The sequence below is a fragment of the Chitinophaga oryziterrae genome (assembly GCF_009758125.1).
Taxonomy (GTDB): domain Bacteria; phylum Bacteroidota; class Bacteroidia; order Chitinophagales; family Chitinophagaceae; genus Chitinophaga; species Chitinophaga oryziterrae.
Genome location: NZ_WRXO01000009.1, coordinates 313,980 through 326,148 on the forward strand (window position 1 = coordinate 313,980; position 12,169 = coordinate 326,148).

Sequence of the window (12,169 nt, forward strand, 5' to 3'; positions counted from 1 at the left end):
ATTTTTTAATTATGAATAGCTTATCACTTTTGGATTTCCTTAAAAAGAATATACTACTAAATGATGAGGAGTCAAAAGAAGTGGCGCAATTTTTTAAGTTTATAAAAGTTCGCCGCAACCAGATAATAGAGCGGGAGGGAAGTATTTGTGGACACTTCTATTTTATTAATAAAGGCTGCCTGAGATTATATGATATTGATAAGAAAGGGAATGAGATAACTGCCTATTTCGCCTTCGAAAATAGTTTCATTACTTCAATTACAAGTTTAATTACTCAAAAACCTTCGAGAGATATACTTATTTCACACGAACCTTCAGAACTCATGGTTATTGACAAGGCATCATTTTTTAATCTGACCGAAAAATATGCTCCGTTTAGATTGTTTTATAATAAGACGATTGAATTTGCCTTTATCCATGCTCAAATGCGGATCTACAGTTTTCTTGGTATGGATGGAGTCGATAAGCTGAGATGGCTATTGGAACATGAACCTATGCTGCTGACAAGGATTTCCAGCAAGGCCGTGGCTTCTTATTTAGGTATGACAAACTCCACACTCAGTAAATTGAAAGCTAAACTCTGAAATGTTGTCATATGACAACATTTGCTGCTAATCCTTCTCCTACTTTTGTTATATCATTTTGAAAGCAAAAAAATATTACAATGAGTAATTCAATCAGAAGGGTTTTTCTCTATGGAGAATTTCAAACGGCCGTTCCGCAGTTTACCAAAGAATTATGGAGTATGGTGAATGAGCAGCTTAAAGAGGTAAGAGGATTGGTAGCGAAAACATGGCTTTTGGGTATTGGAACACATACCATAGGTGGGTTTTACGAATTCGATTCTGAAGAAAACGCGAGAGAATTTGCTACCGGGTTATATGCGCAACAAGCGAAAAATGCAAATGCCAGTCTGACGGTGAAAATTTTTGATGGAGATATAGTTGAAGAGGCTAGCCGTGAGATGGGATCACCCTTTTACAAATGATTGAGAGTCGTCTAAATGGCTATAAGTCTCCATCAGGTACCCGAATAAAAAGAGGCTGTATCATACTTTTGATACAGCCTCTTTTAGTTATTTGATAACAACAGTATCAATAATATATTTATTCTCTTCGGAGAGGAATTTCAGATAGTATGTTCCGGGGGTCTTTTCTGTGAAGGTGTAAGTGGTAGTTCTTATTGGCATATCCATTGTGCACATACATCCTTTATATACTGCCTGCACTTTGATGATGCGGGTATTCCCTTCACTCTTTTGTATGAATTTGTTGAACTGGCCACAACCACTGTTCACCTGGAAGGAAACGCTGGGGTTGTTGGTTGCAGTTTTTTGTACCTCAGTTACGTAGACGTCCGCGTATTTGATACAGTTTTGATCAGTAGATGCTTTTCTGCTACAGCCAGCGAATGCTACAGCCAGCAAAATAAGTACTTTAAATTTCATAATGACATCGTTAGGTTTAATGACCCCTGCTGTAAAAAAGCAGGGAACTGTAATTAAACGCATTTGACATGCATTTGGTTACAATTCCCTGCAAATAATAGTTTATTGTATCCTTACCACTTTAACAGTTCCTACGCGCTCATTGCGTGCTGTTGTTACTTTCAGCACCCATACACCAGTTGGAACATGGCTGATATCCAGCTGAACTTTCTGCGCAGTTTTGCCGGCTGGTGTGTACACCTGCTGCAATACAGGCTGCCCTGTCTTCACATCTAAAAGAGATACCAGCAGTTTCTCCTGTGTACCTGCATTTACAGTGATCTGTAAAGTGCTTCCTGAAACAGGGTTAGGGTAAACAATTACCTTATCTGAAGAGGTAGATGGCGTTTCAGCAATAGCCGCAACTCTTGCTGCACTCGCAGGACAATTACTGATGAACTGCCATACCTGTCCGGATCCGGAGTTAAGGTCTGGTCGTTCTCCTTGTGTCCACCATCTGGCCTGGTAGATTTTGCCGTTGTACGCCGCCTGGTTGCCGGACAGATAAATGTTGCCGGTCGTCCAGCCCACTACAGTGCCGCATGACTGGCCATTGCCGCCACCGTCGCCACCGTTGCCGTTACAGTTACCTACAATAGCCCAGGTAGTGTTGGTGCCCGGAATATCGGCACTTCCTGCCCACCACTGGTTGCGGTACACCACACTATTGTACAATACAATGTTACCTGCCGCCTCGTATATTTTAGTTGCATCCCATACTGGCAGGAAAGAACAGCCTGCCAGCGTCGAAGTATTGTACACCGCAAAGGTCGTAGAAGCTACCACAGAGTCTTTACCCGTGCGCAGACCTACAGCAGTAGCCGTATAAGCCTGATAAGCAGCAGGCGTAAACTGTACAGAAGTACCGGCAATACGCTGACCATTAATTTTGATATACACCTGTGTGATCTCACTACGCGGATCATTTTTGGCCACAGTTAATGTAACAGGCGCCAGGCTTGTTACACTAAGAATACCATTGGCAGGAGAAGTAAAGGATAAAGAAGTCACTTTGCTGCACTCTGCATTATCAATAGCAAAACTGCCCATATTAGCGCATCCACAGTTGGCTGCATTATTACCGCCATCCAGTTCAAGACTTACTGATTTAAGGGAGGTATAACGCTGATAATGGCCAACACGACTAACAACCTGAGGTTTCTCTGCACCTGTCCCACCGCATTCGATACCACCATTGATGATATTCACGGTAGCACCGAAGCCTGGCTTCAGACCAATTGCCAACTGCTCTGCGGTAGGTGTGAACTTTCCAGGGATCATCACATCATGACAGGAAGGCTTTGGATATTGCTGTGCCATCCAGAACCAGATACCTGTTTCAAAAGCGATCACGCCATCCTGGATCACCTTTTCAGGGTTTGCAAGTAACACGTTCTTATCACCAAAGATGAACTCACTGGCCTGTCCGTAGTTATAGTTATAACTTAGCTGGATAGGGCCACGGCCATGATAAGATTTACCAGGCGCTGGCGGGTACTGGGTATTCGTTTCATCGCGGTACCCGATATTGGTAGTGCCTTCATAGCCCACTTCCTCCCGGAAATAAAGCCCCCAGGCATATTGCCCGCCAGGGGCAGTAGGCCAGCCGCCAGTGGTCTCCTGGGAGATATTGGCAAGGAATGCCATCAGTTCGCGTTTGCGGACAGTGAGATCACCATCACCCGCAAAGGTGGCATAGTCGATGGTCTCGGTGATGATCATGTTCGTGGACGCACTGAAATCCGCATCTGTGCGGATCACGACAGAAGCACCGGTAGTTTTATCTACACGGGTAAGACGATAGGCATTCGTACCACAGCGGCGTTCTGAAATAATCTTAATGTTAGCCATACGGCTCACCGCGGTAGCAAAATTACTGTAAGAGTAAAAGTCCTTCGCCGCAGTAGCAGGCAATGTTCCCGCACCAGTGCGATCATCGGGATTAAAACGGTGTGGAAAAAATACGTCCCAGTCTGTACTGGCAAGAACGTCTGAAAAGGTTTGGGCTTTTACTGTTGCCACGCAACAAAAAAACAATACGGCAAGCATACTTCGCCGTAAACAGGCAAGGGTTCTCATAGATATCTATTTTAGGTTTGACAAAAAAACATCATAACGCATTCATCAACAGATGATACGGACAGGTGTACATTATTAAAAACAAGGGTGGGAAACCGGCGCAATGTTTAAATAATGGAAATTTTGAGGCTACGAAGATAATAATATTAATAGAGCCGTACAGCTCTCCTGCCCACAATAATATTAGTTTTTATATCCTATAAAAATTGAACAACTATTTTGATATCCCATTTTATTGTATATTTTTGTTCTGGTTCACTAAAATGAAAATCTAAATTCAAAGACACTTGTGCCATCCTATATTTCGTAATAATCCGGGTGTGATAAACCCTTCTCATACATAAATTCCACTTCATTTTAATACTGTACACGTAGTATCAGTATACTTATTTGCTGCTAATTAATAGTTGATGTTGATGTCAGGCCTGTTTCAACCACAGGCTGCTAAATCGCTTTTTGTAACCTAGAAACCAAATATCAACATGACGTTGTCAACCAAAATGTTTAACCTGTTGCGAAGTGGCGCATTGCCACTCTCCATTGCCCTCGGTATGGGTATATGTGTGCAGGCTTCCGGGAAACCTGTAAAACCCGGACGGGACCGTAGCTACAACCTGCCACAGGATACTGCCGGACCAAAAATCCAGGTAAAAGGTATTATTACTGATGGCTCTTCTCCGTTACCAGGCGTAACCGTAAAAGAAAAGGGTACTACCAATGGTACAGTCTCCAATGGGGACGGATCCTACATCATTACAGTGAAAAAGAATGCCACCATTGAATTCACGCAGGTGGGCCTGGCTGCCCTGCAGGAACAGGTAAACGGCCGGCAGGAAATAAACATTTCACTGGGTACCGAAACAAAAGGGCTCAATGAAATTGTAGTAACTGCACTGGGTATACGTCGTGAGTCCAAAACACTCACCTTCGCTGCCCAGAAACTGGATGGTGCAAAACTGAATGAAAGCAGGGATGCCAACTTTGTAAACAGCCTCTCCGGTAAAGTAGCAGGTATTGCCATTACACAATCCGCTTCCGGCCCGGGTGGTGCTTCCCGCGTAGTGTTACGTGGTAACCGCTCTATCTCCGGTAATAACAATGCCCTGTTTGTTGTAGATGGCGTGGCAATCGACAACTCCCAGCCTGACCAGCTAGGCAACGACTTCGGTGGGTACAACGGCAGCGACGGTGCGGCAAATATCAACCCCGATGACATAGAGTCTGTCAACATCATGAAAGGCGCGGCAGCGGCCGCATTATATGGTAGCCGCGCGGCAAATGGCGCTATCATCATCACCACTAAAAAAGGAAAATCAGGCAAGATCGCTGTGGATTATAACGGCGGCATTGCTACTGAGAACCCTCTTTCATTACCTAAGTTCCAGAATACGTACGGACAGGGTAATGGCGGCGTTTCCTCTACCAATGCCAGTGGTAGCTGGGGTGCAGCCACCACCACCTATAAAGATAACGTAAAGGATTTCTTCCGCGATGCAGTTACCATGAACAACTCCATCGCTGTAACCGGTGGCGGAGAAAAAACACAGGGATACTTATCGTATACCAATAATAAGGTACAGGGTATCGCTCCTAATAACGACCTCACCCGTCATACGGTAAACCTGCGCTTAAACTCACAGATCAGCAAAAGACTGTCTACAGATGCAAAGCTGACCTACGTAAACCAGGACATTGAAAATAAACCAAAGGCCGGTGAAGAAAATGGATTGATCATCGACTTATACAAAGTGCCTCGCAGCGTCAGCTCCGATCAGCTGAAAAACTATGAGACGAGCAATCCAAACACCAATCAGCCGATGCCGTTATACTGGCTTCCCTCCTCCTCTATTTATATGAACCCTTACTGGATGGCCAACCGCACTTCCTACAATGAAGTACGTAACCGTATCATGTTACTGGGTTCCGCTAAATATGAAATCACCCCATGGCTGAGTATCCAGGGCCGTTATACCTTAGACAGGTACAACGATAAATCAAGGAACATCTTTTACAACGGTACACTCTTGTTTGCCGGTGAAGGTGGTTCTATGACCGTTGGATTCAGAAATGTAACGGAAAGAAATGCGGATGTACTGGTATCAGGTAACAACGACCTTTCCAAAGACCTGAAGATCTCTTATAATGTTGGAGCCAGCGACCTGCAAAGGAAAAGCGATTATACCGCCACCATCGCGAACGGACTGAACATCCCTAATAAATTCGATCTCCTGTACGCTACATCAAGAGGTGTAACTACTTCGGTAATCGACCGTGAATTACAATCAGTGTACGCCAGCGCCAATATCGGCTTCCGCGACTACCTCTTCCTTGATGTGAGCGGGCGTAACGACTGGTCTTCTACTTTACCAAAACCTTATTCTTTCTTCTATCCATCTGTCGGTCTTTCTGCCATTGTATCTGATATCGTAACATTACCTTCCTGGATGTCTTTCGGTAAGGTACGTGCGTCGTATGCCCGTGCCGGTAATGACCCGGACCCTTACTACCTCTTCCAGACTTACACCTATGAAGAAGGTGGGACTAAAGGTTATATCCGCAGGGATGGTACAAAAGCCATCAGAGACCTGAAACCGGAACAGACTACCTCCTATGAAGGCGGTCTGGAATGGCGTTTCTTCAACAACCGTGTCGGGATCGATGTAACAGCGTATAAAACAAACTCTGTGAACCAGTTGCTATTGCTGGCATTGACCCCTACCACCGGTTTTGATAACCAGTACATCAACGCTGGTAATATCCAGAACAAAGGGATAGAGATCACACTGAATGGTACCCCTGTAAAACAGAAATTCTTCCAGTGGAATATCATATTAAACTACGCTGTAAACAGGAACAAAGTAATTGCACTGAGCCCTGATATCAAACAAGGCGTATTAGGTGGTAATGGCTTCGGCAGAACAGCTACTCCTATCGTGAAAGAAGGAAGTTCCTACGGAGACCTGTATGCTACCCGCTGGGCCCGTGATGCTGCTACCGGACAATATTTATTAGATGATAAAGGAAAACCTGTTGGTTCTGCCAGTACAGAGCTGATCGGTAACTTCAATCCTAAGTATACCTTTGGTTTTACCAATAGTTTCTCTTTCCATAACTGGTCGCTGAGTTTCCTGATAGATGGTAAAGTAGGTGGTGTAATGACTTCCGGTACAGAGGCTACTATGGCTTTCGACGGTACCGCAGAATACACTGAAAAATACCGCAGTGGTGGCTGGGTATTACCCGGGCTCAACCAAACCACCAAACAGGTAAATGACAAGGCCATCAATGCAGAAACATTCTGGACAACCGTATCCGGTGGCCGTTACAGCTGGGGCGAATTCTTCACTTACGACGCTACCAATATCAGGATACGGGAACTGACAGCCGGTTATACATTCAGACTGAAACCACAATCTGTTTTCAAATCTGCCAAGATCTCCTTTGTTGCCAGGAACCTGTTATTCCTGTACAGAGGTTCTTCCATCATGGATATACCCGGTATAGGCAAACGCAAAATGAGATTTGATCCGGATGTAAATCTCAGTGCCGGTAACTTCCAGGGTATTGAATTTGGGAACCTGCCTACAACACGTAGTCTGGGATTGAATGTTAAGTTATCCTTTTAAGCTAAAAAAACTATTGAATGAAACATATTTCAAGCCTGGTATTAATCGGCACTGTGCTTAGCATGAGTGCCTGTACCAAAGACTTTGACAGTAAGAATACGAACCCGGTGAAAGTGGTGAATATCACCAAAGCGGAACTCCCTTACATGTTCTCTAAAGTAGAATCCGCAGCTTCTTACACCGGTGGTGATTACCAGGTGGCACAGAACCTGTTTGCAGATCTATATGCACAATACTTTGCCACTACCGCGACTTACTTTCCTTCCGACAGGTACGTGATGCGGTTCGACTGGGTAAAGACGCACTGGGCGAATCATTACACCCAGGTAGTGCCACAGTTACAGACCATCTTTGCAAATACGGACGCATCCACTGCAGAGTATGCAGTGGCCCGTGTCATGTGGGTATTTGCCTTTCACCGTGTAACAGATTATTATGGTCCGGTGCCTTATTTCAAAGCAGGTGCGCCTACTACCACTATCCCTTATGATAGTCAGGAAAGTATTTATGATGATCTGTTCAAACAACTGGACAGCGCTGTAACCGGATTGAATGCCAATCCTGCGGCCACTCCTTTCGCTGCCTATGATCTCATTTATAAAGGCAACGTAGCTAAATGGACAAAGTTCGCCAACACTTTACGCCTGCGCCTGGCGCTGCGCATTTCCAAAGCAGATCCTGCCCGTGCCAAAGCAGAAGCAGAGAAAGCGGTAGCAGCCGGTGTAATGACAGCGGTAACAGATGATGCCATGATGCTTAAATCAGCTACTGTGGTTAATGATGGTAACGGATTGAGCGTTATCTCCGGATGGAATGAATTCCGGATGAGCGCTTCCATGGAATCTATGCTGAAAGGATATAACGATCCGCGTATAGCCGTGTTCTTCCAGCCGGCTGTAAAGAACGGTGAATATCATGGTGTACGTAACGGTCTTACCGCTACTCAGCTGAACATAGATCAGAACACCAGTGATTATAATTCCAATGTAGGTTCAAGATGGATCACCTGGAGCGCCGACGATAAAAAATGGGTGTACACATATGGAACTCCACAGGATATCATGCATTGTGCAGAGGCTTATTTCCTGCGTGCAGAAGGCGCTTTGAATGGCTGGAATATGGGAGACAATGCACAAAACCTTTATGAAACAGGCATTGAAATGTCACTGCGCCAATGGGGCATTACGGATGCCGGCGTGATCGCATCCTATAAAACAAGTACGGCAAAACCTGTTGCGCTGAGCGATCAGCAGGCATCTGCGGCAGTGAATACCGCCACTATCGCCTGGGCCGCCGGAGAAGCAGCACAGCGCGAACAGATCGGTACCCAGAAATGGCTGGCATTATATCCTGATGGTTTTGAAGGATGGGCAGAGGTAAGACGCAGTGGGTATCCGGTCCTTTATCCTGTGGTGAACAGTGATAATGCAGATATTCCTGCCGGCAAGGCCATACGCCGTATTCCTTTTATAGAAATCGAAAAGCAAACGAATGGAGCAGAAGTAACGAAAGCCGTTACGTTACTGAATGGTGCGGATAATGCATTGACCCCTTTATGGTGGGATAAAAATTAATACACCTTATATTTTGTCTGAAACGGGGAAAGGGTTTACTCTTTCCCCGTTTTTATTTGTAATTTGTTTCCTGTAAACCCTCCACAATATGAAACACGGATTTTGCTTTATTTTATTACTCATTTCAGGGATGCATGTATTTTCTCAGGATAAGGATATTATTCATTTATGGCCGGGCAATGTGCCTGGTGAAACAGCGGCTAAACAGGCAGCTGTCCCTACTTCGGATACCAGCAAAGGAGTTACCCGTCTTACGGATGTTACCGATCCCACCCTACAGGTATTTAAGCCTGAAGGTAAAGGCAATGGAGCAGCAGTAGTCATCTGCCCCGGTGGTGGTTACCAGATCCTGGCCATTAACCTGGAAGGCTACGAAATAGCTAAATGGCTGAATAAGATGGGGTTCACTGCATTCGTGCTGCAATACCGGGTACCGAAGAAACAGGAAGGGGCTTTACAGGACGTACAAAGGGCTATCAGGATAGTAAGAAGCCGGGCTAAACAATGGCAGCTGAACCCGGAAAAAATAGGTGTTATGGGCTTTTCTGCAGGGGGGAGTTTAAGCGCCAGGATCAGTACGCTTTATAACAAAGACAGTTATACAAAAACCGATGCGGCAGATGAGGTATCCGCCAAACCGGCTTTTACCCTGCTGATATATCCTGCATACCTGGACCAGGGTACCAACAGAACACTCACGCCGGAACTGGCCGTAGATGCCCAGACACCACCTATGTTCCTGTTTGCCACCGCTGATGATCCCTATGGTAACAGCGCCCTGGTAATGGCAGGCGCCCTCAGGGATGCAAAAGTCCCCGTAGAACTCCATTTTTATGCCCATGGAGGACATGGTTACGGCTTAAGGACCGGGAACAGTGCAGCGGACGTATGGCCTGCCCTGGCCGGAAAATGGCTACAGAAAACGGTGCTGCAATATTGATGACCATTATCATCCGGCCTGCTGATGCTCATCATCAGACAGTATATTAACATTCAGGAAATTTGTGGCTATAAGCTATATTTACCATTATTCTTTAATGGCAAACATGAATAGCATGATAAAATGGTTGCAAAAGCCTTTACGTTTTCTGGATAATATGATCAGCAATAATAATCTTTACAAGAAAGAGTATAATAAAGAACTACAAAGGTTTGAAGCGCTCTTTAACTATGCCAGTATCGGTATCCTTGTTACAAATCAACAGGGGGAGATCGTGTTGATTAATGACTTTGCCCTTGAGCAGTTTAAATATTCCAGGGAAGAGCTTATGGGGGAAAAAATAGAGATCCTGATGCCAAAACGTGTGCATGAGAGTCACGTGCATCACCGGGAAAATTACAATCATCATCCACAGAGCAGGCCAATGGGCATTGGCATGGATTTATTTGCCAGAAGGAAAGATGGTTCAGAATTTCCTGTGGAGATAAGCCTCAGTCAGTATAAACATGAAGAAGGCGCTTTTGTTATCGCCTATATCAATAATATTACAGAACGTAAAAAGTCTGAAGAAAAGATCGAGATCCTGAACAACGAACTGGAACAAAAGATCTCCGAACGTACACAACAACTCACGCATGCCCTGGAGCAACTGGAACATTCCAAAGAGGAAGTGATGCTGGCATTGAATAAAGAGAAGGAACTCAGTGAGTTGAAATCAAGGTTCGTTTCCATGGCTTCCCACGAGTTCCGGACTCCCCTTTCCACTATTCTTTCTTCTGCCTACCTTGTAAATCAATATACATCGACAGACGAACAGAACAGGCGCAGCAAACATATACAACGTATCATCTCTTCCGTTACCTTATTAACCGAGGTACTTAATGATTTCCTGTCTGTAGGAAAGATCGAGGAAGGTGGTGTACACCTGCGTACCAGCAGCTTTGATGTTTACATGCATATCAATGGGGTAATACAGGAGATGCAGGATATTGTACAGGAAGGACAACAGATCAGTTATGAGCATACCGGGCCAACAGAAGTTTCCTTAGACCCTTCCCTGCTGAAACATATCCTGCTGAACCTATTGGGCAATGCTATCAAATTCTCCGCCAAAAACACGGTTATAAAAGTAACCACTACCCATACAGGCAACGAGGTGGTTTTAACTGTTAAAGATACCGGTATAGGTATTTCTGCTGAGGATCAGCAACATCTGTTCGAACGTTTCTTCCGGGGAGCGAATGTAAGTAATATACAGGGGACGGGACTTGGCTTGCATATCGTGAGTAAGTACGCAGAATTGATGAACGGACAGATAACCTGCAATAGCGAATTAAACGAAGGCACTACCTTTACAGTAACTTTCCGTCAATAAATAAGATATGAAAACGATCCTATTAATAGAAGATAATGATGATATCCGTGATAATACTGCGGAAATCCTTGAACTTGCCAACTATAAAGTAATTACAGCGGAGAATGGTAAAACCGGTGTGGAACTGGCATTATTACACCTGCCTGAACTGGTTGTGTGCGATATCATGATGCCTGTGCTGGACGGGTACGGTGTATTACACCTGCTGCAGAAACATCCCGAAGTAGAAGACATCCCGTTCATATTTTTAACAGCGAAGAGTGAGCGCGGTGATTTCCGCAAAGGAATGGAATTAGGCGCAGATGATTATATTACAAAACCATTCAGCGGTACGGACCTGCTGAATGCCGTGGAAAGAAGACTAAAAAAAGCGGAACTTAAACAACAACAACTGCCATCGGATATGGAAGGCCTCCAACAATTATTAATTACTGCTACCGGCAGTAATCCTCTTAAAAAACTGATGGAAGAGGGGAATACCGACCGCTTCAAAAAGAAACAATTAATCTACCAGGAAGGAAACCGCCCTACCAGTCTGTATTTCATACAAAAAGGCAAGGTAAAGACCTATAAAGTGAATAATGATGGTAAAGAGCTGGCAGTGAACCTCTATAACAGCGGAGAATTTCTGGGTTATGTAGCCCTGCTGGAAGGATGCAATTACCATGAGAACGCGGAAGCATTGGAAGCCTGTGAGTTAACAGCCATTCCCAGGGAAGAATTTGAAACGCTCATCAATAATAACCGGGATGTGGCGCGGCAGTTCATAAGCCTGCTGGCAAAGAATATTACTGAAAAAGAACAGCAGTTACTGCACCTGGCCTACAGTTCATTAAGGAAAAAAGTAGCAGAAGCGCTGCTCTTCCTTAAGAAGAAGTACCACCAGACTACAGATGAACCTTTCTCTATCGATATGTCCAGGGAAAACCTGGCCACGATAGCAGGTACTGCCACAGAGTCTATGATCAGGACTTTAGGGGATTTCCGGGATGAGAAATTACTGGAGATCAAACAAGGCGTGATTACCATATTAAATGAACAGAAACTGGCCAACCTGATTAATTAATAACCTGACAAAAATCACTTTTC

General features: G+C 44.7%; 9 protein-coding genes. 7 read left to right on the forward strand and 2 right to left on the reverse strand.

Going from position 1 to position 12,169, the window contains the following annotated elements; genetic code table 11:
* The first annotated feature begins 11 nt into the window (after positions 1–11).
* A complete protein-coding gene (locus GO495_RS25645; RefSeq protein WP_157302805.1) occupies positions 12–584 on the forward strand; it encodes a Crp/Fnr family transcriptional regulator in 573 nt (190 codons plus the stop codon).
* Positions 585–664: 80 nt separating this feature from the next.
* The gene (locus GO495_RS25650) at positions 665–988 is read left to right on the forward strand and encodes a YdhR family protein (protein WP_157302806.1); all 324 of its coding nucleotides are present in this window, start codon (positions 665–667) and stop codon (positions 986–988) included.
* Between the two features lie 87 nt (positions 989–1,075).
* On the opposite strand, the gene GO495_RS25655 is transcribed toward GO495_RS25650, so the two are convergent.
* Both GO495_RS25655 and GO495_RS25660 read right to left on the reverse strand, forming a co-directional pair.
* Positions 1,076–1,447, reverse strand: coding sequence for a hypothetical protein (locus GO495_RS25655; RefSeq protein WP_157302807.1), 372 nt, complete (start codon positions 1,445–1,447; stop codon positions 1,076–1,078).
* Between the two features lie 102 nt (positions 1,448–1,549).
* A complete protein-coding gene (locus GO495_RS25660; RefSeq protein ID WP_157302808.1) occupies positions 1,550–3,565 on the reverse strand; it encodes a glycoside hydrolase family 19 protein in 2,016 nt (671 codons plus the stop codon).
* Between the two features lie 482 nt (positions 3,566–4,047).
* On the opposite strand from GO495_RS25660, the gene GO495_RS25665 reads away from it, so the two are divergent.
* The 5 genes from GO495_RS25665 to GO495_RS25685 all read left to right on the forward strand — a co-directional run bounded on the left by GO495_RS25665 (position 4,048) and on the right by GO495_RS25685 (position 12,146).
* Positions 4,048–7,191 (forward strand): SusC/RagA family TonB-linked outer membrane protein, encoded by a 3,144-nt coding sequence (locus tag GO495_RS25665; protein ID WP_157302809.1) that lies wholly within the window; start codon positions 4,048–4,050, stop codon positions 7,189–7,191.
* Between the two features lie 17 nt (positions 7,192–7,208).
* Positions 7,209–8,765, forward strand: coding sequence for a SusD/RagB family nutrient-binding outer membrane lipoprotein (locus GO495_RS25670; RefSeq protein WP_157302810.1), 1,557 nt, complete (start codon positions 7,209–7,211; stop codon positions 8,763–8,765).
* Between the two features lie 88 nt (positions 8,766–8,853).
* Positions 8,854–9,705 (forward strand): alpha/beta hydrolase, encoded by an 852-nt coding sequence (locus GO495_RS25675; protein WP_157302811.1) that lies wholly within the window; start codon positions 8,854–8,856, stop codon positions 9,703–9,705.
* A gap of 115 nt (positions 9,706–9,820) precedes the next feature.
* Positions 9,821–11,080 (forward strand): PAS domain-containing sensor histidine kinase, encoded by a 1,260-nt coding sequence (locus GO495_RS25680; protein ID WP_240915328.1) that lies wholly within the window; start codon positions 9,821–9,823, stop codon positions 11,078–11,080.
* Between the two features lie 7 nt (positions 11,081–11,087).
* Positions 11,088–12,146: a response regulator gene (locus GO495_RS25685; protein ID WP_157302812.1), complete on the forward strand. Its 1,059-nt coding sequence runs from the start codon at positions 11,088–11,090 to the stop codon at positions 12,144–12,146.
* Positions 12,147–12,169 lie beyond the last annotated feature (23 nt).